19 protein-coding genes and 1 pseudogene are annotated in these 22,327 nt (G+C 62.6%); 5 read left to right on the top strand and 15 right to left on the bottom strand.

Going from position 1 to position 22,327, the window contains the following annotated elements; genetic code table 11:
• The first annotated feature begins 10 nt into the window (after positions 1-10).
• A complete protein-coding gene (locus PXK07_RS00765) occupies positions 11-490 on the top strand; it encodes a cytochrome c-type biogenesis protein (RefSeq protein ID WP_274846274.1) in 480 nt (159 codons plus the stop codon).
• A 106-nt stretch (positions 491-596) separates the two neighbouring features.
• Positions 597-1,373: an enoyl-CoA hydratase-related protein gene (locus tag PXK07_RS00760; RefSeq protein WP_274846273.1), complete on the top strand. Its 777-nt coding sequence runs from the start codon at positions 597-599 to the stop codon at positions 1,371-1,373.
• A 186-nt stretch (positions 1,374-1,559) separates the two neighbouring features.
• Here the strand turns inward: PXK07_RS00760 and PXK07_RS00755 are convergent, their stop codons facing one another.
• The 3 genes from PXK07_RS00755 to gltX form a co-directional block, all read right to left on the bottom strand.
• A complete protein-coding gene (locus PXK07_RS00755) occupies positions 1,560-2,471 on the bottom strand; it encodes a calcium-binding protein (RefSeq protein ID WP_274846272.1) in 912 nt (303 codons plus the stop codon).
• Positions 2,472-2,715: 244 nt separating this feature from the next.
• Complete coding sequence (gene gltA, locus PXK07_RS00750) at positions 2,716-4,011, bottom strand: citrate synthase (RefSeq protein WP_274846271.1); 1,296 nt, start codon at positions 4,009-4,011, stop codon at positions 2,716-2,718.
• A 131-nt stretch (positions 4,012-4,142) separates the two neighbouring features.
• Positions 4,143-5,543 carry a glutamate--tRNA ligase gene (gene gltX, locus PXK07_RS00745; protein WP_274846270.1) on the bottom strand — a complete coding sequence of 467 codons (1,401 nt, stop codon included), beginning with the start codon at positions 5,541-5,543 and terminating at the stop codon, positions 4,143-4,145.
• A 79-nt stretch (positions 5,544-5,622) separates the two neighbouring features.
• Between gltX and PXK07_RS00740 the strand changes: the two genes are divergently transcribed.
• Complete coding sequence (locus PXK07_RS00740; protein ID WP_274846269.1) at positions 5,623-7,656, top strand: ComEC/Rec2 family competence protein; 2,034 nt, start codon at positions 5,623-5,625, stop codon at positions 7,654-7,656.
• A 156-nt stretch (positions 7,657-7,812) separates the two neighbouring features.
• On the opposite strand, the gene lexA is transcribed toward PXK07_RS00740, so the two are convergent.
• From lexA to PXK07_RS00705, 7 genes are all read right to left on the bottom strand, one after another.
• Positions 7,813-8,523: a transcriptional repressor LexA gene (gene lexA, locus PXK07_RS00735; protein ID WP_274846268.1), complete on the bottom strand. Its 711-nt coding sequence runs from the start codon at positions 8,521-8,523 to the stop codon at positions 7,813-7,815.
• A gap of 122 nt (positions 8,524-8,645) precedes the next feature.
• Positions 8,646-9,821, bottom strand: a complete 1,176-nt coding sequence (locus PXK07_RS00730; protein WP_274846267.1) for a molybdopterin molybdotransferase MoeA — start codon at positions 9,819-9,821, stop codon at positions 8,646-8,648.
• The gene (moaC, locus tag PXK07_RS00725; protein ID WP_274846266.1) at positions 9,822-10,292 is read right to left on the bottom strand and encodes a cyclic pyranopterin monophosphate synthase MoaC; all 471 of its coding nucleotides are present in this window, start codon (positions 10,290-10,292) and stop codon (positions 9,822-9,824) included. It abuts the gene before it with no gap.
• Positions 10,292-11,104: an indole-3-glycerol phosphate synthase TrpC gene (gene trpC, locus PXK07_RS00720; protein WP_274846265.1), complete on the bottom strand. Its 813-nt coding sequence runs from the start codon at positions 11,102-11,104 to the stop codon at positions 10,292-10,294. Before trpC ends, moaC begins: the two co-directional genes overlap by 1 nt.
• Before the next feature lie 14 nt (positions 11,105-11,118).
• Positions 11,119-11,769 (bottom strand): uracil-DNA glycosylase, encoded by a 651-nt coding sequence (locus tag PXK07_RS00715; RefSeq protein WP_274846264.1) that lies wholly within the window; start codon positions 11,767-11,769, stop codon positions 11,119-11,121.
• Entirely contained in the window at positions 11,769-12,791 is a 1,023-nt protein-coding gene (gene trpD / locus PXK07_RS00710) for an anthranilate phosphoribosyltransferase (RefSeq protein ID WP_274846263.1), read from the bottom strand. Before trpD ends, PXK07_RS00715 begins: the two co-directional genes overlap by 1 nt.
• Positions 12,788-13,369 carry an anthranilate synthase component II gene (locus tag PXK07_RS00705; protein WP_274846262.1) on the bottom strand — a complete coding sequence of 194 codons (582 nt, stop codon included), beginning with the start codon at positions 13,367-13,369 and terminating at the stop codon, positions 12,788-12,790. Before PXK07_RS00705 ends, trpD begins: the two co-directional genes overlap by 4 nt.
• Positions 13,370-13,529: 160 nt before the next feature.
• Here PXK07_RS00705 and PXK07_RS00700 point away from each other — a divergent pair, with 160 nt between their 5' ends.
• Positions 13,530-15,131, top strand: coding sequence for a divergent polysaccharide deacetylase family protein (locus PXK07_RS00700; RefSeq protein ID WP_274846261.1), 1,602 nt, complete (start codon positions 13,530-13,532; stop codon positions 15,129-15,131).
• Between the two features lie 34 nt (positions 15,132-15,165).
• On the opposite strand, the gene trpE is transcribed toward PXK07_RS00700, so the two are convergent.
• The 5 genes from trpE to fabI all read right to left on the bottom strand — a co-directional run bounded on the left by trpE (position 15,166) and on the right by fabI (position 21,413).
• Entirely contained in the window at positions 15,166-16,677 is a 1,512-nt protein-coding gene (gene trpE, locus PXK07_RS00695) for an anthranilate synthase component I (protein WP_274846260.1), read from the bottom strand.
• A 30-nt stretch (positions 16,678-16,707) separates the two neighbouring features.
• Positions 16,708-18,549, bottom strand: a complete 1,842-nt coding sequence (locus PXK07_RS00690; RefSeq protein WP_274846259.1) for a peptidylprolyl isomerase — start codon at positions 18,547-18,549, stop codon at positions 16,708-16,710.
• Between the two features lie 135 nt (positions 18,550-18,684).
• The gene (locus tag PXK07_RS00685) at positions 18,685-19,893 is read right to left on the bottom strand and encodes an aminotransferase (protein WP_446728338.1); all 1,209 of its coding nucleotides are present in this window, start codon (positions 19,891-19,893) and stop codon (positions 18,685-18,687) included.
• A gap of 147 nt (positions 19,894-20,040) precedes the next feature.
• A complete protein-coding gene (gene gpt / locus PXK07_RS00680) occupies positions 20,041-20,544 on the bottom strand; it encodes a xanthine phosphoribosyltransferase (RefSeq protein ID WP_274846258.1) in 504 nt (167 codons plus the stop codon).
• A gap of 65 nt (positions 20,545-20,609) precedes the next feature.
• Positions 20,610-21,413, bottom strand: coding sequence for an enoyl-ACP reductase FabI (fabI, locus tag PXK07_RS00675; RefSeq protein ID WP_274846257.1), 804 nt, complete (start codon positions 21,411-21,413; stop codon positions 20,610-20,612).
• Between the two features lie 210 nt (positions 21,414-21,623).
• Between fabI and pdxH the strand changes: the two are divergent.
• Positions 21,624-22,235: pseudogene (pdxH, locus tag PXK07_RS00670) on the top strand (pyridoxamine 5'-phosphate oxidase); the annotation flags it as partial.
• Between the last annotated feature and the right edge of the window lie 92 nt (positions 22,236-22,327).

Raw genomic sequence — 22,327 nt, 5'->3', positions numbered from 1 at the left:
GGGCGCGGGCATGTTCAAGGTTGCCGTCACATCTTTGGCGCTGTTCGTGGCCGCACTGGGGGTGACGCTCCCCGGAGCCGCATGGGCGGTGCAGCCGGATGAGGTCCTGGCGGATCCGGTTCTGGAAGGGCGCGCGCGGGAATTGTCAAAGGATCTGCGTTGCCTGGTCTGCCGGAATGAGAATATCGACGAATCCAATGCCGATCTGGCCCGCGATCTGCGCCTTCTGGTGCGGGAACGGCTGGTGGCGGGGGACAGCGACGGTGAGGTCATCGATTTCGTGGTGGATCGCTACGGTGAATACGTGCTGCTGCGCCCCACCACCTCGGGCGCCAATTGGATGCTATGGGCCGCGGGGCCGTTGATGATGCTCCTGGCGCTGGGACTGGCTGCGGCCTATCTGCGTGGCCGTGCGCGGGCGCCAAAGACGGCCGAGGCAGGGCTCAGCCACGAGGAAGAGGTCCGTCTGCGGCAAATTCTGGACGAGTGACGCCGGGTCCATCTTTCCCGGCCCCTGGCTTTGCGCCACCATGGCGCAAAGCAAAGCGCGCGCGCCATCTGCACCGCGCGCCCGAAATGACAGATGAGGCCCCGTGATGGACTACAAAGAGATCCTCTATTCCAACGATGACGGTCTGGCGATCGTGACCCTGAACCGGCCATCGAAGATGAACGCCCTGACAGGCCAGATGCGGGCCGAGATCACCCATGCGCTGAAACGCGCCGCTGGCGAGGCACGGGCGGTTGTGCTGACCGGGGCCGGGGGCGCCTTCTGCTCGGGGCAGGATCTGAGCGATGCGTCAGGCTCGGCGGCTCTGGATATGGAGCGGACCCTCAGGGACGAATATACGCCCATGCTGGAGGCGCTCTATGACTGCCCTGTGCCCACCATGTCGGTGGTCAATGGTCCCGTGGCCGGGGCCGGGGCGAACCTGGCCTTGGCCGCAGATGTGGTGATTGCCACCGAAAGCGCCTATTTCATGCAGGCCTTTGCCCGTATCGGCCTGATGCCCGATGCCGGCGGCACCTGGTTCCTGCCGCGCCAGATGGGTCTGGCCAAGGCAATGGGCGCGGCGCTTTTTGCTGACAAGATCACCGCCCGACAGGCCAGCGATTGGGGCATGATCTGGGAAGCCGTTCCAGATGCAGAGTTTGATGCCCATTGGCGGGCGCGGGCGGCCTATCTGGCCAATGGTCCGACCAAGGCCTTTGGCGCCATCAAGACCGCGATCCGCGGCAGCTATGGCAAGAGCCTGCCGGAACAGCTGTCGGCGGAGGCGCATCTGCAGGGCGAATGCGGCAAGACCCGCGATTTCCTCGAAGGGGTCACCGCCTTCATGGAAAAACGTCCCGCGAAATTCGAAGGCCGCTGAAATCGCGCCCCGTGGGTCGAACTGTGGGTCGCACTGGCTTGAGGTTGCCCCACGGGGCGTATTCTGCCGCCTCACAGCGCCTTGATACGCGCGCCCCGGCAACCCTCGCCATGGCAAACATGGGCGCGCCAAACCCCGGTAACTCAGGGGGTTGGCGTCAGTTACGTAGGATAGCCTGAAGCCTGATCAACCGGCAGCGACCGGATAGGGGAGCAGGCGAATGTCCAGGGCCGGATCGAACTGGCCGTCCTGTGCCAGAATGCGCAGAACCTCGACCCCATCGGCATAGACGATGGCATCGCTGCCTCCGGATCCATTGGCTGCATTTTCGACTGTCAGTTCCGGCTCCCCGCCAGCGGCTGGATCGTAGGTGTAGACCAGCTGATCCTCTCCAAGCTGGAAATCGGTGATGGTCGCTGCGTCCTGACCTTCGAGCCAGGACCCGGTGATAAAGCGATCTGCGCCATCGCCGCCAGTGACCGTGTCATCCACGCCAAAGAGCAGGGTGTCGTCCCCCTGACCGCCATCGACGCTGTCACCGTTGCGATCCGGATCGTCGGTCATGTCGGTCCCCAATTGGCGCAGCAGATCCTGGGGGCCGTTTTCTGGCCCGGAGGCCTGCAGTTGCGCCTGTAGCAGTCCGGGCGGCAGCTGCCCGCTGGATATGATCAGATCCTGCCCCAAGTCGCCGTTCATGGTGTCAGAGCCGAGGCGATCGATCAGCACATCATGATCAGCGCCGCCGCGAATGAGATCGTCACCGCGCCCGCCGTTCAGGAAATCATCGCCATCGCCGCCAAAGACACTGTCGTTGCCGTCGCCGCCAAAAAGCGTATCCATTCCGTCATCGCCGAACAGCCGGTCGCCCCCGATGCGACCTTCCAGAGAGTCGTCGCCCTCCCGCCCCAGCAGGCTGTTGTCCTGCTGATTTCCGATCAGGATATCGTTGCCGTCGGTGCCCGCGAAGGTGTTTGGCGGCAGATCCGGGTCTTCCTGGCCGGGTGGCTCGTCCTGCCCAGTGGATGCCTGATCATCATCGTCGTCCAATATAATGAAACCGGCCACAAGGCTCAGTCCCAGCAAACCAATCCAAAGCACAATTCTTCCCCCAATAATGATGATTCTACTTAAAGTTTAATTGCTCGCAATTTGGGGGCAAGGCGAATTCGATATTCTTCGTTTTCTGTCTATGTCCTGAGAACAATAGAAATATTGAGTGTCAATTGTTCTTATTAAGGATACAGTGTCGTGTATCGCGGGTGTTTCTGAAACGAAAACCCGCTTAAAAAGAAAACGCCCCGCAACCAGAGGTGCAGGGCGGTTGTGTTCGAAATAGGCTCGATCAGCGGTTTTCGATATCCACGTAATCGCGCGCGGTCTGGCCGAGGTACAGCTGACGCGGACGACCGATCTTGTTCTGTGGGTCTGCGATCATCTCTTTCCACTGCGAGATCCAGCCGACGGTGCGCGACAGCGCGAAGATCGGTGTGAACATGGAGGTCGGGAAGCCCATCGCCTCCAGGATGATGCCCGAGTAGAAGTCCACGTTCGGGAACAGTTTCTTCTCGATGAAGTACGGATCGTTGAGCGCAGTCTGCTCCAGTTCCTTGGCGACCTGCAGCAGCGGGTTGTCCTCGACGCCCAGCAGCTCCAGGACCTCATCGGCGGACTGCTTCAGCACCTTGGCGCGCGGGTCGGTGTTCTTGTAGACCCGGTGACCAAAGCCCATCAGGCGGAACGGATCGTTCTTGTCCTTGGCGCGGGCCAGGAATTCGGGGATGCGATCGACAGTGCCGATTTCCTTCAGCATCTCCAGGCAGGCCTGGTTGGCGCCGCCATGGGCCGGACCCCAGAGACAGGCGATACCAGCAGCGATACAGGCAAACGGGTTGGCGCCCGAAGAGGAGGCCAGACGCACGGTCGAGGTCGAGGCGTTCTGCTCGTGATCGGCGTGCAGGATGAAGATCCGGTCCATGGCGCGGGCCAGGATCGGGTCGACGTGGTATTCCTCGGCCGGAACCGAGAAGCACATGTGCAGGAAGTTCGCCGCGTAATCCAGATCGTTGCGCGGATAAACGAAGGGCTGACCGATCGAATACTTGTAGGCCATTGCCGCGATGGTGGGCAGTTTGGCGATCAGACGGATCGCGGCCACTTCACGCTGCCAGGGATCGTTGATGTCGGTGGAGTCGTGATAGAAGGCGGACATGGCGCCGACCACACCCACCAGTGTCGCCATCGGGTGCGCGTCACGGCGGAAGCCGCGGAAGAAGTTGTGCATCTGCTCATGCACCATGGTGTGACGGGTCACACGGGTTTCAAAGTCTTCCAGCTGCGCGGCGGTGGGCAGCTCACCATAAAGCAGCAGGTAGCAGACTTCGAGGTGATGCGACTGCGAGGCAAGCTGGTCGATCGGGTAGCCGCGGTGCAGCAGCTCGCCCTTGCCACCGTCGATGAAGGTGATGGTGCTGTCGCAGCTCGCGGTGGAGGTGAAACCGGGATCATAGGTAAAGACACCGGCCTGGGCGTAGAGTTTGCGGATGTCCAGGACATCGGGCCCAACGGTCGGAGAGAAGATGGGCAGCTCATAGGTTTCGCCATTGAGGCTGAGCTGGGCTGTCTTATTGGTATCGGTCATAGATGTCCCTTCCTGTTACAGGCGCAAAAAGCCCGGATTTCATCCGGGTCTTGCGCAGGCAGCACCCACGCGATGCATCGCGCAGGTGAGGTCGTATCGGAACAGGCTTACCCAAGCGTTAAGGTAAGGGGTCAGCCTGCTGCTTCGGTCAAACGGGCCAGCGTTTCATCGCGGCCCAGAATTAGCATCATATCGAACACCGAAGGCGTTACCGCCCGGCCCGCAAGAGCTGCCCGCAAGGGGCCTGCCAGCTTGCCGAACTTGGTATCATGTGCTTCCGCAAATGCGTTCAGAAGCGCCTCCAGATCGTCACGGGTCCAGCTAGCACTTTGCAACTGCGGCGTCAATTCTTTCAGTATACTATCGGATACAGATGCCAGGGCTTTTGCCGCCTTCGCATCCGGCTCAATGGGGCGCGAAACAAGGACAAAATGCGCCTTCTCAAGAAGTTCCGGGAAAGTCTTGGCCCGGTCCTTCAAACAGTACATGGCGCGTTCAAGATCATTTGACTGAACGTCAGTCAGGGCTGCTTCGCCCGCCGCCGCCAGATAGGCGGTGATTTCCTGCCGCAATGCGGCGTCATCGCTAACGGCGATATGCTGGCCGCAGAGGTTTTCCAGTTTCTTGGTGTCGAACCGCGCCGGGCTTTTGCCGATACCATCCAGATCGAACCAGTCGCGTGCCTGGGTGTCGGTGAAGAACTCGTCATCGCCGTGGCTCCAGCCAAGCCGCGCCAGGTAGTTTCGCATGCCGGCCGCCGGATAGCCCATCGACTGGTACTCCTGCGCGCCCAGGGCGCCGTGGCGTTTGGAGAGTTTCTTACCGTCTGGCCCGTGGATCAGCGGGATATGAGCCCAGACCGGAATATCCCAGCCCATGGCCTGGTAGATCATCATTTGCCGGGCGGCGTTGTTCAGGTGGTCATCGCCGCGGATCACATGGGTCACGCCCATGTCGTGATCGTCCACCACCACGGCCAGCATGTAGACCGGTGTGCCATCCGAGCGCAGCAGAATCATGTCGTCCAGCTGGTCGTTGCGAATGGTCACATCGCCCTGCACCTCGTCGTGAATGACGGTTGTGCCCTCCTGCGGTGCCTTGATGCGCACCACATAGGGCGCATCCGGATGAGTCGCGGGATCCGCATCGCGCCAAGGCGAACGATACAGGGTGGATTTGCCCTCGGCCCGCGCCGCATCGCGGAAAGCCGCGATTTCATCCTGGCTGGCAAAACATTTGTAGGCCTTGCCCTCGGCCAATAGCTGGTGGGCAACCTCGGCATGGCGGTCGGCGCGGGCGAACTGGCTGATCACATCGCCATCGTGATCCAGCCCCAGCCACTCCAGCCCCTGCAGGATCGCTGCCGTCGCTTCGGGGGTCGAGCGTTCACGGTCGGTGTCTTCGATCCGCAGCAGGAATTTGCCGCCGCGCCCGCGCGCATAAAGCCAGTTGAACAGCGCGGTACGCGCGCCACCGATGTGCAGAAAGCCGGTGGGCGAGGGGGCGAAACGGGTGACGACCGGTTTGGACATGGAAGTGATTTACCTTTTGGTAACCATAGGGGGATTAGCGTTTCAGCCTGTCTACCCACCCGAAGGGTCAGGAGCAAGCATGGGAATGATGCGCATCCTGGACCAGCTGCTACAGGTTCAAAGGGGACATCTGCTGGCTTGGGGGCCAGTGTTTCTTGGGCTTGGAATAGGGGTCTATTTCGCTGTGCCGGTCGAACCGGGCGCACTGACCTATCTGAGCGTCGCGACCCTGGTCGGGGTGGGCGGCCTGTCGGTGCTGCATGCCAGTGCCATAGGATTGCTGGGCCGTGCCCTCCTGATCGCATTGATCGGATTTTCTGTTGCCGGGCTGCGCAGCCACTGGCTGGAGGCGCCGGTTCTGTCCTTTCGCTATTATGGCCCGGTGGAGGGGCGTCTTGTTCAGATCGATCGATCGGCTCGCGACCTGATGCGACTGACCCTGGATCAGCTGCGTCTCACGGATGTGCCTGGCCCCAAAACGCCTGAACGGGTGCGGATCACGCTTCTGACCGATGCCGCCTTGCCGCCGGTGGGCGCACGGGTTGCAACGACGGCGCATCTGATGCCGCCACAGGGACCGGTTGAACCGGGGGGCTTTGATTTCCGGAGATATGCCTGGTTCATGCAGCTGGGGGCAAGCGGCTACACGCGGGTGCCCGTTCTGATGGTTGATGCGCAGCCCCCGGAGATGAGCCTGGAGGGCCTGCGCCGGGATATCGCCCTGGGCCTGCGGCAGCGACTGCACGGGGCGAGCGGTGCGATTGCCGCGGCCATCACCACCGGTGACCGAAGCGGGGTCAGCCAGGAGACGCTGCAGGACCTGCGGGCAAGCAACCTTGCCCATCTTCTGGCGATTTCGGGCCTGCATATGGGGCTGGTCGCCGGATTCGTCTTTGCCGTCTTGCGGTTCGGTCTATGTCTGGTTCCGGCCCTTGCCCTGCGGATCAACGTCAAGAAATGGGCAGCTGCGGTGGCGCTTCTGGCGGCCTTTGGATACCTGGCCCTGTCCGGAGGCAATGTGGCCACCGAACGTGCCTTTATCATGGTGCTCGTGATGCTTGGCGCCGTGCTGATCGATCGGCGTGCGATTTCCCTACGGGCGGTTGCAGTTGCCGCCGTCGTTGTCTTGCTGAGGCGCCCGGAAGCCCTGCTCAGCCCGGGCTTTCAGATGAGCTTTGCCGCGACTGCCGCTTTGGTTGGTGTCTTTTCCGGGATCCGGGACCGCGGCTATTCCCTGGGGCCGAGCTGGCTGCGCCCGATTGTCGGCCTGTGCCTGTCCTCGCTTGTGGCCGGGCTGGCAACCGCGCCGTTTGGGGCGGCCCATTTCAACACCCTGTCTCACTACGGGCTGCTGGCCAATCTGCTGGCGGTGCCGGTGATGGGGCTGATCGTCGTGCCCGCGGCCGTTGCAGCCCTGATGTTGCTGCCGCTGGGGGCGGAGGAGCTGGCGCTGACGGTGATGGCCGCTGGATTGGACTGGATCTTGGCTGTGGCCAGCCATGTGGCGGCCTTGCCGGGGGCCGATCGCAGTATTCTGCAGCCCGATCCTTTGGTGTTGCCGCTGATTACGGGCGGTGGGCTGTTCCTGTTGATCTGGCAGGGCAGGCTTCGTGTTGCGGGCGTGTTGCCCATCCTTGTGGCAGGTCTCCTGTGGTCGCAGAGCCACCGCCCCGCCGCCCTGATTTCTCCGGAGGCCGGTTTGGTCGGGGTTCTGGGTCCGGACGGAAGGATGCTATCGCGCGAGAAGGCCAAAGGATTTGCCGCAAAGGTCTGGTTGGAGAATGACGGGGATCGCAGCAGCCAGAAAGCCGCCCATGCGCGCACGCCGACCGAGCCGTCACGGCCATGGCAGGCCTCTGTCGGGTCATTCCGGATGTATCACCTGGTGGGCAAGGGCGCAGCCGCTCAGGTGGTGGGGTGCACCGCGGACGAGATCCTGGTGTCGACTGTCGATCTAAAGATTGACGGTCCCTGTCTGGTGCTGGATCCACAGAGGATGCGCGAAACGGGCAGTATCAGGATCGAAGCCGATGGAACCCTGGTCACGGCAGCCGATCTTGCCGGGCGGCGCCTTTGGACAGGCCCGCAGGCGGGCGCAAAGGTGCGTAACTGAAGGCGTACTTTTCTGAGCCATCATGCCGAGACATATAAGCTGACGCCCCGGTCACACCGGGCCTCGTATCACACGGACGCCCGTATTGCGGCACTGGCAGCACTGGGCACGTCACCTGCCTAAAATAGACGGGTTGCGCCAGGGGCGTGTGATTGATCAATAGCTTCGGATCAACCCCACCAGGCGACCTTGAACCTTGACCTGATCCGCGGGGTAGCAGCGTGTTTTGTAGGCGGGGTTCGCGGCTTCCAGCTCAACCGTGTTGTTGTGGCGGCGGTAGATCTTCTTCAGGGTTGCCTCATGTCCTTCGACCAGGGCGACCACGATATCGCCATCGTCGGCGGTGTCGGATTCGCGGATCACCACGATATCGCCATCGTTGATCCCGGCCTCGATCATGGAATCGCCGCGCACCTCCAGCGCGTAATGGGCGCCATTGGCAGAAAGCATGGAACTGGGCACGCTCACCCTGTTGGAGATCTGGCTGATCGCCTCTATCGGAACGCCGGCAGCGATCCGCCCCATCACCGGCAGTTCCATCGCAGCTGCGGCCTGGGCAGCCATCGGCGCGGCGCCCTGGGCCGAGTGGTCATTGTCATCGGCACCACCTGCAATCACCCTAGGCGAAAACCCTGCGCCACCGCCCGCGATGCTGTCGGGGAGGCGGAGGATTTCAATCGCACGCGCCCGGTGCGCCAGGCGGCGGATAAACCCGCGTTCCTCAAGCGCTGTGATCAGCCGGTGAATGCCGGATTTGGAGCGCAGATCCAGCGCGACCTTCATTTCGTCAAAGCTGGGGGGCACACCATCCCGTTGCAGGCGTGTGTGAATGAACTCCAACAGATCCAACTGCTTTTGCGTCAGCATAACCGCCCCTTTGCGCCGTTGTGTTTTGTTTTGTTCTATTCATGTTCACGTTTTGTGTCAATAGAATGCGCGGCGGCTTTGGTGATTTTGCTCTCATTTTGCAATCAGAGGGTGATTTGCGGTCACAATTGCAGGTAGGAAACCCTGTCACCAACCGCGCGGGCCGGATCATGCGGCGGGCGGATCAACAGGGCGTTTGCCTCAGCCAGGATAGAGAGCAGAGAGCTGTCCTGCCGTTCAAACGCCTCGATCTGTCCCTGCTCCGTCAGAGTGGCCCGCATATAGTGTTCGCGCGGCCCGTTCCGGCTAAGCGGCGCTGCAAGGGTGGCAGTTTGGATCGCATCCTGCTGCGGCGGCAGCCCCAGCATGGCCCGCACCATCGGGGCCAGAAAGATATGGCCGCAGACCATGGCAGAGACCGGATTGCCTGGCAGCCCTGCCATTGCGGCACCATCCAAGCGTCCCGCCATCAGCGGTTTGCCGGGGCGCATCGCCACCTTGTAAAAGGACCGCTCCATTCCAAGGTCAGCGGCAACATCGGCAACGAGGTCGTGATCGCCAACCGAGGCGCCGCCGATGGTCACCACCAGATCGGCGCCTTTGGCCAGGGAAAAGGCCGTGCGCAGGGAACTGTGGGTGTCGCGGGCGATCGGCAGGATGCGCACATGGGCGCCCAATCCTTCGAGCAGCGCCTTCAGGCCAAAGGTATTGGAGGCAATGATCTGATCCGGGCCGGGGGTGCTGCCGGGCATGACCAATTCGTCACCGGTAGAGATCAACGCAATTTCGGGCCGCCGGGTGACGGGCACTTCGGCGATGTTCATCGCCGCGAGCAGGGCTATGTCAGAAGCGGTCAGGCGGCGGGGCGCCGCTACGGTCTGTCCGGCGCAAAAGTCGCCGCCACGGGGGCGGATGTTGTCGCCATCGCCGGGCTCATCGGTGATGGTGATTAGGTCGCCCTTGCGGGTGACATCTTCCTGGATGACCACGAAACCGGCGCCTTCGGGGATCGGGGCGCCGGTGAAGATCCGCACCGCTTGGCCTGCACCGACCACGCCTTCAAAGCGATGCCCGGCGGCGGCCTCGCCGATCACCTTGAACATGGCGTGCAGCTCGACTTCGGCGCCTTTGACGGCGTAACCGTCCATGGCCGACGCGGAAAAAGGCGGCTGATCCCGCCGGGCAGAAACTTCACGTGCCAATACCCGGCCCGATGCCTCTGCGAGGGGAACCATCTCGGTCTCCAGTGGAGACACCAATTTCAACAGATGCGCGCGGGCTTCACTGACTGAGATCATCTATGCCTCGTACCGGCCTGATTTACCGCCGTCTTTCAACGTGACGCGGATGCCGCCGATCTCCATAGCCTTATCCACGGCCTTGGCCATGTCATAGACGGTGAGTGCCGCGACGGAGACCGCTGTCAGGGCCTCCATTTCAACACCGGTCTGGCCGGTGGTCTTGACCGTGCCTTCGATCCGCACGCCGGGCAGGTCCGGATCCAGGGTCAGCTCCACCGCGACCTTGGTTACCGGCAAGGGATGGCACAGGGGGATCAGATCCGGCGTCTTCTTGGCCCCCATGATGCCGGCCAACCGGGCAACGCTGAGAACGTCCCCCTTTTTGGCGCGCCCTTCGGATATGATATCAAAGGTTTCCCGGGCCATCTTGATGTGGCCTTCGGCGGTGGCGATACGAGAGGTCACCGCCTTGTCCGAGACATCCACCATATGGGCATCGCCCTTGCCGTCAAAATGCGTGAGCGCCATCACATCGCCCCCGGCGTGAGAGGGTTGGCCAGCAGTTGCCGGGTTGCGGCGGCGACATCGTCCTGCCGCATCAGCGCCTCGCCGATCAGGAAGGTGCGGGCACCGTAGCGCGCCATATCGGCCAGATCCTGCGGGGTGAACAAGCCGCTTTCGCAGACGATGGTGCGATCCGCCGGAACCTTCCGGGAGAGCTCTCGCGTGGTATCAAGCGTGGTCTCGAAGGTCTTGAGATTGCGGTTGTTTATACCCATCAGCGGGGATTTCAGGGCACAGGCGCGCTCCAGTTCTTCGGCATTGTGCACCTCCAGGAGGACGTCCATGTCCCAGGCCATGGCGCAGTCTTCCAGTTCTGCCGCTTGCGCGTCTGAGACCGAGGCCATGATGATCAGGATGCAATCGGCGCCAAGGGCACGGGCTTCGGCCACCTGATAGGGGTCATACATGAAATCCTTGCGCAGGGCGGGCAGGGTGCAGGCGTCCCGCGCTTCGGTCAGGAAGGATTTTGCGCCTTGAAAACTCGGGGTGTCAGTGAGCACTGACAGGCAGGTGGCGCCGCCCTGCTCATAGGCCTGCGCCAGCGCGACCGGGTCGAAATCCTCGCGAATCAGACCCTTGGAGGGGCTGGCCTTCTTGATTTCGGCGATAAGCCCGTAGCCCTGGCGACCGGCACCGATCAACGCCTCGGCAAAACCGCGCACAGGTGAGGCCTCGCGGGCGGCGGCTTCCACCTCAGCCATGGGAACGGCGGCCTTGTCAGCGGCCACTTCTTCGAGCTTGTAGGCCTTGATCTTGTCGAGCACGTTTTCTGTCATAAGCTTGCCTCCCGTCAGGCGGCCCAGTCGATGGGCGCATGGCCGCGTTCTTGCAGCCAGGTGTTGATTGCCGAAAACGGCCGCGATCCGAAGAAGCCGCGTCGCGCCGATAGCGGCGAGGGATGCGCAGTCTTCAGGATCAGGTGATCGCCCGGATGAAGGTGTTTTTCAAGCCTTTGCGCCTGTTTTCCCCAAAACACATAGGCAGTAGGGCGCCCGGATGTGCGTTCCAGAACCTCGCGGACCAGTTGATCCCAGCCCAGATCCTTGTGCCCGTTGGCATCGCCCGCAGGCACGCTAAGGGCGGTGTTGAGCAACAACACCCCCTGGCGCGCCCAGGCGCGCAGATCGCCGTTGGGGCGTGAACTGTGAGCATCGCTCTGCAATTCCTTGAAAATATTGGAAAGCGATCGCGGCAGGGGCGTCACATCGGGTTCCACTGAAAAGGCCAGCCCATGGGCATGGCCGGGGGTCGGATAGGGATCCTGACCCAGGATGACCACCCGGGTGTCCTCGGGTTGGGTCAGTTCCAGGGCCGCGAACCGCTGCGATGCGGGGGGCAGGATCTCGCGCCTGTCCTGCCGCAAGGCGGTGTCGATTTCGGGCCAGCGGGTTTCGAAGAAGGGCAAATCGGCCCAGGCGCCAAGTCCGGTCGGCAGCGCCATCAGGTGGCCTCGGTGGTGATCCGGGCGACCGCTGCGATCTTCTCTTTGGCGGCGCCGCTGTCGATGCTCTCGCGGGCCTTTGCGACGCCTTCGCGCAGATCACCTGCAGCGCCCGCTACCACCAGGGCGGCGGCGCTGTTCAGCAGAACCGCATCGCGATAGGCCGAGGGCGCGCCGTCCAGCAGGGCGCGGAAGGCGGTTGCGTTTTCCTCGGGCGTGCCGCCGATGATGTCTTCAAAGGGATGCACCGGCAGGCCTGCGTCTTCGGGGTGGAGTTCCACATCGCGGATGCTGCCATCCACTTCCAGCGCCGCAACCCAGCTGACGCCGGTGATGGTCAGCTCATCGGTGCCGTCAGAGCCATGCACCAGCCAAGCGCGCTCCGATCCCAACTGGCCCAGCGTTTCCGCCATGGGCCGGATCAGGTCGCGGGAAAAGGCGCCGGTCAGTTGCCGTTTCACACCTGCGGGGTTTGTGAGCGGCCCCAGAATATTGAAGATCGTGCGGGTGCCGAGTTCTTGCCGCGTCGGCATCACATGGGCAATGGCCGGGTGGTGCATGGGCGCCATCATGAAGCCGATCCCGGCCTCTTTCAGTGATTTTTCAACCACCTGCGGGCCAACCATCACCTGAATTCCCATCTGCCCCAGGGCATCCGCCGCGCCGGATTTGGAGCTGAGGTTGCGGTTGCCATGCTTGGCCACGACGGTGCCTGCACCGGCAACCACAAAGGCGGTCGCGGTGGAGATATTGAGCGTGCCCTTGCCATCGCCACCGGTGCCCACGATGTCAATCGCCCCTTCGGGTGCGCGCACCGCATTGCATTTGGACCGCATCACCGCAGCAGCGGCGGCATATTCATCGACCGTTTCGCCACGGGTGCGCAGCGCCATCAACAGCCCGCCCATCTGGCTGGGCGTCGCTTCGCCCTCGAACAGCATGGCAAAGGCTTCTTCGGCTTCCGCACGGGTCAGGGGGCGATCGGCAGCGGCATCGATCAGCGGCTTCATCTGGTCGCTCATGCGGGCACCTTCATGTCATTGAGGAAGTTCTGGAGCAGGGCGTGACCATGTTCCGAGGCAATCGATTCAGGGTGGAACTGTACCCCGTGGATCGGCAGATCGCGGTGCTGCAGCCCCATGATGGTGCCATCCTCCAGTTCGGCCGTGACCTCCAGGCATGCGGGCAGGCTGTCGCGCTCTACGATCAGCGAATGATAGCGGGTCGCTTGGAACGGCGAGGGCAGCCCGGCAAACAGACCTTTGCCCTGATGGTGAACCTGACCCATCTTGCCATGGACGATCTCGTGGCAGCGCACCACCTTGCCGCCAAAGGCCTGGCCGATGGTCTGGTGCCCCAGGCAGACACCCATCAGGGGAATGCCCGCCTCGGCGGCGGCCAGGGTCAGGGGCAGGCAGATCCCGGCCTGATCGGGATCGCAGGGCCCGGGGCTGAGGAGAATGCCAGAGGGACGCAAGGACAGCGCTTCTTCGACAGATAGCGCATCGTTGCGGCGCACGTCCATTTCGGCCCCCAGCTCACCCAGATAGTGCACGAGGTTGTAGGTGAAGGAGTCGTAGTTGTCGATCAGCAGCAACATCTTGGCAGGCTCTTTTAAGGGTGGCGGGCAGGGCTTGCACCGCAGTATAGTTGTTGCGACATACATGTTCAGGCTTGCCCGGCAGCGTCAAGGGTGCGGCGCGTTTTTGATGTGGACGATCGGTCGCATTGGCATTGCGCCGACCGGAGGGCAGGCCGGAATGAAAACGAGAGGCGGAACGGGCATGCGGGGCTTTCTGGGCGGCGTTAGTATCGGAGCATTGGTGGCAGCCTGTGTTGCCGCAATGTGGTCGCTGTCGACCCCGTTGCCGCAGCAGATCGATGTCAGCGCGACCGGGCCAAGTACCGGCACTGCCCCGGCAGAGAGCGGACCTGCGCCGATGGGCACGCCGCAGGCGGATGCGGATCTGGTCGAGGCCGCACCGGCGGCTTTGGAAAACGCACCTTCGGATGATCTGAGCGCGATCGAACCCGCGGATACGGAACCCTCCGAACGTCCCGAAATTGGCAGTGCGGGCACAGTCGAGGGCACGGACAGCGGCGCGGTTCCCGTTGTGCCAGAGGCTCCGAAGGAACTGGACACCGCAAGCGGTAGTGAAGAGCCGGGTGCGCTGGCGCAGAGCGCCACCGGCGAGGACCCGGTCGATGTCTCAACCGCGACAGCGCCCACACCGGCTCCTTCGGTGTCTTCCCAGACAGGGGCAGAGCCACCGCAAGGGGATCAACAGCCGGTTCCCGGACCTGAAATTGCCGCACAACAGCCGCCTGTTACGGATCCCGGCCTGTCCGTTTCGCCTTCGATTGCCATGCCGCAACTGGGGAGCGCCCCGGCGCCGACCGCGCCGCCGGTGATTGGTATTACGCCGCCCGCGCCGCCGTCCTCCACCGAGGAAACGTCGGCCGAGGAAAAGATGGCCGAGGATGCGGGAATGTCCGAGGAGGATCAGGAGAGTGCCAAGGCAGAGGCACAGCCGGAGGAGGGGCGCGCGAACCGCATTGCAGCCCTGCCCACGGCGGATGCGCCGGACCGCGCCGGGACGCCGCGCATTGGCACCCCCGTTGTGCCCCTGACCGAACGTGACGAAGCCGCTGACAGCCTTGAGGAAAATACGGCGCAAACCCCGTTTGAGGCCAATTCGGAGCCCTTTGATCTCAGCGATGATCGTCCGCTGATGTCGATTGTGCTGATTGATGACGCGCAATCTGTCGGCGCCGAGGCGCTTGCAGAGTTTCCCTATCCGATCAGCTTTGCCATCGATCCGCAAGATCCGCGCGCGGCCGAAAAGATGGCCGAACGGCGCGCCGCCGGGTTTGAGGTCTTGATCCTCTCCGATCTGCCCCGCGAGGCGCAGCCGCAGGATGCCGAAACCGCACTGGCCGTCTGGTTTGACCTTCTGCCGCAGGCGGTTGGCGTGCTAGAAGGCGTTGCCAGCGGCGTGCAGGGCAATCGCCCGCTGGCCGATCAGGTGGCCGATGCGGTGCGCGCAGGCGGCTATGGGCTGGTCCTGCAGAACAATGGGCTTAATACGGTACAGAAACTCGCCCTGCGCGACGGCGTGCCCGCTGGCGTGGTGTTCCGTGATTTCGATGGAGCCGGGCAGAATCCGCGCGCCATGCGCCGTTTCCTGGATCAGGCGGCGTTCCGGGCGGGCCAGGAGGGTGCCGTGATCATGCTGGGACGGCTGCAGCCCGACACGATTTCGGCGCTGCTCTTGTGGGGGTTGCAGGACCGCGCCAGCCGCGTTGCGCTGGCGCCGATCTCAGCCAGCCTGCGGTCCAATCTGGCCGGGACCGGTCAGTAGGCAGTTAACCCACAGTCAGTCGTTTCAGCTGCTCTTAGCGGTTGCGGCTGCCGGTAAAACGGGCCGCATCTGCGGCAGCGCGGCGGATCGCATTGGATTTATGCACCGTCTCCATATATTCCGCCTCGGGGTCGCTGTCATAGACAACACCGCCGCCCGCCTGAATGTAGAGCGTCTGATCCTGCACGATGGCGGTGCGCAGGGCGATACACATGTCCATGTCGCCGCCTGCCGAGAAATAGCCGACCCCACCGCCGTAGACGCCGCGCTTTTCCGGCTCCAACTCGTCGATGATCTCCATCGCGCGTACCTTTGGCGCGCCTGAAACAGTGCCGGCGGGCATGCCTGCAAAGAAGGCGTCAAGGGCGTCCTTGTTCGCGTCCAGCTCACCGACCACGTTGGAGACGATATGCATCACGTGGCTGTAGCGCTCGATGATGAACTTCTCGGTCGGCCGCACGGTGCCGATCTTGGACACGCGGCCGGTATCGTTGCGGCCCAGATCCAGCAGCATCAGGTGCTCTGCCAGCTCCTTCTTGTCGGCCAGAAGATCGGCCTCCAGCGCCTTGTCCTCTTCGGGGGTGGCGCCACGCGGACGGGTGCCTGCGATGGGGCGGATGGTGACCTCATTGCCAAAGACCCGCACCAGGATTTCCGGGCTGGCTCCGATGACCTGAAAGCCGCCGAAGTTGAAATAGAACATGAAGGGCGAGGGGTTGGTGCGCCGCAGCGAGCGGTAGAGCGCAAAGGGCGGCAGCGGGAAGTCCTGTTTCCACCGCTGTGCCGGCACCACCTGAAAGATATCGCCGGCGCGGATATAGTCCTTGGCCTTCTCAACGGCTTCCATGTAGCCGGATTTGGTGAAGTTGCTGACCGGTGGTGCGATTTCATCCGCATCGCCCAGATCGCGGGTCTCGGCGGGCATGGCGCGTTCCAGATCGCGGACCGCGTCCATCACCCGCTCGGCAGCCTGGGCATAGGCGGCCTTGGCGGATTGCCCGCCTCCCACCCAGGCGGGGGAGACCACGGTGACCTCACCCTTGACGCCATCCAGCACCGCAACCACCGAGGGGCGCATCATGATCGCGTCCGGCAGGCCCAGAGGATCGGGGTTCACATCGGGCAGATGTTCCACCAGCCGTACCATGTCATAGCCAAGATAGCCGAACAGCCCGGCGGCGGCCTGGGGCAGGTCGTCGGGCAGATCAATCCGGCTTTCGGCCAGCAGGGCGCGCAGGTTGTCCAGCGGATCGCCGTCCTGCGCCTCAAACCCTTCGGCGTCAAAACGGGCCGAGCGGTTGATCTCGGACTGCGTGCCGCGACACCGCCAGACCAGATCCGGCTTCATGCCGATGATCGAATACCGCCCGCGAACCTCTCCGCCGGTCACCGATTCCAGCATGAAGGCGTCTTTCTGGGCGCCGGTCAGCTTCAGCATCAGCGAGACGGGGGTGTCGAGATCTGCCGCCAGCCGGGTATAGACCAGCTGGTTTTCTCCGGCATCATAGGCGGCGGCAAATGTGTCGAAATCGGGTATCAGAGCCATCTTGAGCTGCCTTGATCTGGGTCTGTGTCTTTACTGGAAGCTGGACTGAACCGCGTTCAATGCCTGCTGGTCGACGCGGGGGGCGGCGCGCAGCTGTGCATCCTCGGCAAAGGCTTCGAACAGCGCCTGGGACAGCGCCTGATCCAACTGGGCGCCCATGGCCTCGGCCAGCATCTGCATTTCGGGGCTGTCCTCGGCGGTCAGCACCTCATCGAGCCGCAGCACGACGGTGCTCTCCTCACCGCTGACAAGGCGCAGATCACCCGGCTCCATTTCAAAGGCGGCCAGCATCATGTTGACCGGGGTGCCATCGATATAGGCGGTGCGGGTCTGGCCGGTCTCGGTCTTGACCTCCAAGCCTTCGGGAAAGGCACCGTTTTCTTGCGCGTGTTTCAAGATCTCTTCGGCCTGGGCTGCCACGGCATCTGCCGCGCGGCTGGCGTTCCAGGCTTGGAATGCGTTTTCGCGTGCCTCTTCAAAGGGTTGCGGGCGCGGCGGCAGGATCTCGTCCAGGCGCAGGGCGAAGAGGCTGCCGTCGTCGAGGAAGGCGATGGAGGGGAAATCATCGATGGTGACCGCCTCGGCGGCCTCGCGGAAGCCATCGTAGCCCGCGATATCCTCGTCATTGCTGCCGGTCCAGTTGAGCGTTCCGATCTGCATGTCACTTTCGCCCGGCAGTTCCTCCAGGGTGACGCCACCGGCCAGCATGTCCTCGATGGGTTCTGCCTGCTGTTCGATCACGCGGCGGGCGCGGTCGGCGGCCAGTTCAGCGCGCAGCTCTTCCTTGGCTTGATCAAAGGTGGTTTCGCGTGCTTCCAGCTGGCCGTTTACCCGGAACAGGGCAGGGCCCAGGTTGGAGGGCAGGGGGCCAACCACGGATCCCACCTCGGCCGCAAAGACATCGGCGCCAGCCTCGGCCAGCTCTTCCACGGTCACATCGCCAAGATCGATATCCGCCAGGGAGAGGCCGCGATCCTGAACCAAAACCTCAAACGTCGTGCCGCCCACATCTAGCTGAGCGCGAGCGCTGGCGGCGCTGTCCGCATCGGCAAAGACCAGACGTTCCACCAGGCGCCGCTCGGGGACCAGGTAATCTGCGGCGCGGTCCTGATAGAGGCTCTGCAGGGCATCGTTGTCCACCTCGACCTGATCCAGGATCATCTCGGGGCTGAGGTGCACATAGGTCAGAACCTTGGTCTCGGGCAGGGTGAACTGGTCGATATTTGCCTCATAAAAGGCGGTCAGCTCTTCGTCGCCGGGCATCTGCATGGTGAGCGGCACCGCGTCATTCGACAGGCTCACGTAGGAAAAGCTGCGGCGCTCTCCGATATAGGCGACCAGGGTATCGCCCAGCACGGCGGGCATCTTGGCACCGGACATGATGGCGCCCTGCACCAGGGTGCGGGCGGCTTCACGGCGCAGGTCGTCCTCGAACTCGGCCTCGGTGAAACCGGCGTTATCAAGGGTAAAGCGATAGGTCTCCCGGTCGAACTCCCCGCTGGCATTCTGGAGGGCAGGCACCTGGGTCAGCTCTTTCAGCAGGTTCTCATCGCCGATGGAGATGCCAAGGCTGTCCACCTCGTTGTCGATGGCGGCCAGGGTGATCAGACGGCCAAGCACAACGCGATCCAGCCCCATCGCCGTAAGTTGCGACATGGGCATTGCCTGGCCGGTCTGCGCCTGCAGCGCGTTCTGTTCGCGCTGCAACTCGCGCATGTAGGCGTCGACCGTGACTTCCCGCTCTCCCACCAGGGCGACAGAGCTGAGCGAGCTCGAGAAATTGACCGCGCCAAACCCGGCAAGACCTACTATCAGCATCCCCATCAGGATCCAAACAAAGGTACGGGATAGATTCTTCATGCCTGCGGCCATTGTGCCCTCATTTCTGCCTGCTGCCCGCTGCAGGTGCATGCGGGCAGGGTGCCATGTGATTTCTCGGGGTTCTGCATACGCTGCCGCCCCATTGGGGGCAAGAACTACTGGTCGGATTGGCGGGACGGAACCGGATCAATCCGGCTCGAACGCGGCTAGCCTGTCAAACAGCTCGGCGATGCCCGCAGGGTCGACATTGGCAAAGGCGATGCGGAATTGACGGTGCCCCGCCGGATCGCCTTCGGGCATGAACATGGTGCCCGGCAACATCAGCACGGAGGCCTGCTGCACCAGCTGTTGGGCAATCGCGTCAGAGGACTGCGAAAACGGGTGCTCGACATAGGCGAAATAGGCGCCGCAGCCCAGCAGAGACCAGCCTTTCGCGGCCAGCTTGGGAAAGCCCTCCTCGATGGCGGCCTTGCGATCGAGGATGTCCTGACGTTCCCCGGCCAGCCAGTCCTGCAGGTTTTGCAGCCCCCAAAGAGCACCGATCTGACCCAGCTGCGCCGGGCAGATCGTGACAGTATCCAGGAATTTTTCCATCTCGAACAACCGCTTGGCCGAGGTCGCAATGGCGCCCACCCGGTGCCCGGTCAGCCGGTAGGCCTTGGAAAAGGAGTAAAGATGGATCAGCGTGTCGTCCCAGGCGGGATCCTGAAACAGGGCATGGGGCGGGCCGCTGCGGCTGTCGAAATCCCGGTAGGTTTCATCCAGGATCAAGGCAAACCCGCGATCGCGCGCCAGATCGAAGAAGGCCTGTACCAGCCCCGCCGGGTATTCAACACCGCAGGGATTGTTGGGCGTGACCAGCACGATGGCACGGGTTTTGGGTGTGATCAGCTGTGCGGCCTGCGCGGGCTCCGGGGTCATATCCGCGCCAACCTGCAGCGGCACGGCCCGGACACCGGCCATATCGAGCCACATTTTGTGGTTGAAATACCAGGGCACCGGGATGATCACCTCATCCCCTTCGGCGCAAAGGCTGGCGATGCTTGCGGCAAAGGCCTGGTTGCAGCCGGAGGTGATGCCGACCTGTGCGGGCTGGACCGCCGCGCCATAGTGGCTGTTGATTTGCTGGGCGAGTGCGGCGCGCAGGTCGTCCCGTCCCAGCACCGGCCCGTAAAGATGCGCCTCGGTCTGGGTCATCGCCGCTTCGGCAATGGCCTGGCGCAGACCCTCTGGCGGGGCTTCGGCCGGGGCCGCCTGGCTGACGTTGATCAGCGGGCGCGTTGCCGGGAAGGTCACACCCTGCAGCCAGCGCCGGGATTCGACGATCGGAGAGCAGAAGGTCGCTTCGGTGCGAGAGGCATGACGTGGCATGGCCGACCGGCTGGAGGTGTTCATGTGCAATTTCCTGTATTCAAAGCGCCGGGTCCAGGGCGCAAGTCAGAAACCATCTGTGGCATGCAACAGAGGGGCGCTCAAGAAAAAGCGCGCCCACTGGGCGCGCCTTTGGTGATCTTCATTGCGGCCCTAGCGGCTGCCATTTGATCAGTCGTTTCCGCGATAGGGTTCGACATATTGCAAGGCCATGTCCCAGGGGAAGAAGATCCAGGTGTCCTGGCTCACCTCGGTGATGAAGGTATCGACCATGGGGCGGCCCTTGGGTTTGGCATAGACGGTGGCGAAATGCGCCTTGGGGTACATCTGGCGCACCAGTTCCAGAGTCTTGCCGCTGTCCACCAGATCATCGACGATCAGGATGCCTTCACCGTTGCCCATCAGGCCTGCATCGGGCGCCTTCAGAACCTGTGCCTCGCCCTGGGCCTGGTGGTGGTAGGATTTGACCGAAATCGTATCGACGGTGCGGATGTCCAGCTCGCGGCTGACGATCATCGCCGGCGCCATGCCGCCGCGGGTGATTGCGACCACGGCCCGCCAGGCGCCATCGTCCGGCCCCTGACCATCCAGACGCCAGGCCAGCGCCCGGCTGTCCCTGTGGATCTGGTCCCAACTGATGTGAAACCCTTTTTCGTGTGGCAGGCGATCTGTCATCTTGCGTCTTGCTCCGATGGGATTGCGTCAGGTGTGGCGGTGTGGCTGGACGGATGGACCTGCGATCACTTGCTGATGTCAGGGGCGTCGACCGCCTTCATGCCCACCACGTGATAGCCCGCATCGACATGAAGGTTCTCACCGGTCACGCCCGAGCTGAGATCCGACAGCAGGTAAAGCGCGGATTTGCCAACGTCATCGATCGTCACGTTGCGGCGCAGGGGCGAGTTATACTCGTTCCACTTCATGATATAGCGGAAATCGCCGATGCCGCTGGCGGCCAGGGTCTTGATCGGTCCGGCAGAGATTGCGTTCACGCGGATGCCGTCCTTGCCCAGATCCTCGGCCAGGTATTTCACCGAGGCCTCCAGGGCCGCCTTGGCGACGCCCATGACATTGTAATGCGGCATCACCTGTTCGGCGCCGTAATAGGTCAGCGTCAGCATCGAGCCGCCGTCGGTCATCATCTTCTCTGCGCGGCGGGCCACGGCGGTGAAGGAATAGACCGAGATATCCATGGTCATCTGGAAATTGTCGCGGCTGGTATCCACGTAGCGGCCGCGCAATTCGTTCTTGTCGGAAAATCCGATGGCGTGAACGACAAAATCCAGCTTGCCCCATTTTTCCTGCAGGGTCTCGAACAGCGCATCCACCGAGGCCTCGTCCGAGACATCGCAGGGCAGAACGATGTCGCTGCCCAATTGCGCGGCGAGCGGATCCACGCGTTTCTTCAGAGCGTCCCCCTGATAGGAAAAGGCAAGCTCGGCTCCGGCATCGGCGCAGGCCCGCGCTATCCCCCAAGCGATGGACTTGTCGTTGGCCAGACCCATGATGAGGCCACGTTTTCCGGACAGCAGTTGACTGGGCATGCAGGTTCTCCGCCTGAAAATTTGAACTTTGGGACGTGTAATATGCCCGCGCGCCTGCATCAAGAGAGGATTAATAGGCCCCAAGCCCGGGGTCTTCCGACTGAAAAGCGTGCTTTTGATTGGCCGCATTGACGCAGGCGCTTACAGAGCCGTGCCTGCGCTTGTGCGCCCAATAGATGCCGCGTAGGGTGGCGCGCAAACAGGAATGAGGTTTCCATGTCAGAGCGGACCGGGCTATTTGCGGGCGACGACCCGTTTGAGATTGCGCGAAACTGGCTTTCAGAGGCCGAGGCCACAGAGATCAACGATCCCAATGCGATTGCCTTGTCGACGGTGGATCAAGATGGCCTGCCAAATGCGCGTATGGTCCTGTTGAAGGACATCGAAAAGGACGGTTTCGTTTTTTACACCAATTACGAAAGCGCGAAGGGCCAGGAGTTGGCGCATTCCGGCAAGGCGGCCTTTGTCATGCATTGGAAAAGCCTGCGACGCCAGATTCGGGTGCGCGGGGATGTGAGCCGGGAAGAGGGACCGCAGGCCGATGATTACTATCGGTCACGATCGCTCAAAAGCCGCCTTGGCGCCTGGGCCTCGCGTCAGTCGCAACCGCTGAGCAGCCGTGCGGCTTTGATGGCCGAGGTGGCCAAAGTGACTGCAATCAAGGGGCCTGATCCGGATCGTCCGCCGTTCTGGGGCGGTTTTCGAATTGTGCCAAGAGAAATCGAATTCTGGGCCGATGGTGCATTCCGGCTTCATGATCGCTTTGTCTGGCGTCGAAATTCGCCGGAAGATCAATGGAATGTCGAGCGATTAAATCCGTAAGTGTTTTTTCGCGGAGCATTAAATTCTCAACAAAGGGGAATTTTTTTATCTTGAACTCATATGCGGAAATCGCGCATCAAGCATCGAGAAAA

Origin of the sequence: Phaeobacter sp. QD34_24 (assembly GCF_028890115.1) — a bacterium.
In the GTDB taxonomy this organism is placed as follows: domain Bacteria; phylum Pseudomonadota; class Alphaproteobacteria; order Rhodobacterales; family Rhodobacteraceae; genus Phycobacter.
This window is presented reverse-complemented; position numbering and strand designations above follow the sequence as displayed.

Bases quoted from the DNA above. Each gene is read 5' to 3' on its own strand.
- gltX (WP_274846270.1), bottom strand. From the start codon at position 5,543: ATGTCCAAACCGGTCGTCACCCGTTTCGCCCCCTCGCCCACCGGCTTT.
- PXK07_RS00705 (WP_274846262.1), bottom strand. From the start codon at position 13,369: ATGTTGCTGCTGATCGACAACTACGACTCCTTCACCTACAACCTCGTG.
- trpD (WP_274846263.1), bottom strand. From the start codon at position 12,791: ATGAGCGACCAGATGAAGCCGCTGATCGATGCCGCTGCCGATCGCCCC.
- PXK07_RS00700 (WP_274846261.1), top strand. From the start codon at position 13,530: ATGAAAACGAGAGGCGGAACGGGCATGCGGGGCTTTCTGGGCGGCGTT.
- PXK07_RS00765 (WP_274846274.1), top strand. From the start codon at position 11: ATGTTCAAGGTTGCCGTCACATCTTTGGCGCTGTTCGTGGCCGCACTG.
- PXK07_RS00715 (WP_274846264.1), bottom strand. From the start codon at position 11,769: ATGGCGCTGCCGACCGGACTTGGCGCCTGGGCCGATTTGCCCTTCTTC.
- trpC (WP_274846265.1), bottom strand. From the start codon at position 11,104: ATGACAGAAAACGTGCTCGACAAGATCAAGGCCTACAAGCTCGAAGAA.
- moaC (WP_274846266.1), bottom strand. From the start codon at position 10,292: ATGGCGCTCACGCATTTTGACGGCAAGGGCGATGCCCATATGGTGGAT.
- gltA (WP_274846271.1), bottom strand. From the start codon at position 4,011: ATGACCGATACCAATAAGACAGCCCAGCTCAGCCTCAATGGCGAAACC.
- trpE (WP_274846260.1), bottom strand. From the start codon at position 16,677: ATGGCTCTGATACCCGATTTCGACACATTTGCCGCCGCCTATGATGCC.
- PXK07_RS00730 (WP_274846267.1), bottom strand. From the start codon at position 9,821: ATGATCTCAGTCAGTGAAGCCCGCGCGCATCTGTTGAAATTGGTGTCT.
- PXK07_RS00760 (WP_274846273.1), top strand. From the start codon at position 597: ATGGACTACAAAGAGATCCTCTATTCCAACGATGACGGTCTGGCGATC.
- PXK07_RS00685 (WP_446728338.1), bottom strand. From the start codon at position 19,893: ATGAACACCTCCAGCCGGTCGGCCATGCCACGTCATGCCTCTCGCACC.
- PXK07_RS00690 (WP_274846259.1), bottom strand. From the start codon at position 18,549: ATGGCCGCAGGCATGAAGAATCTATCCCGTACCTTTGTTTGGATCCTG.
- PXK07_RS00740 (WP_274846269.1), top strand. From the start codon at position 5,623: ATGGGAATGATGCGCATCCTGGACCAGCTGCTACAGGTTCAAAGGGGA.
- fabI (WP_274846257.1), bottom strand. From the start codon at position 21,413: ATGCCCAGTCAACTGCTGTCCGGAAAACGTGGCCTCATCATGGGTCTG.
- gpt (WP_274846258.1), bottom strand. From the start codon at position 20,544: ATGACAGATCGCCTGCCACACGAAAAAGGGTTTCACATCAGTTGGGAC.
- lexA (WP_274846268.1), bottom strand. From the start codon at position 8,523: ATGCTGACGCAAAAGCAGTTGGATCTGTTGGAGTTCATTCACACACGC.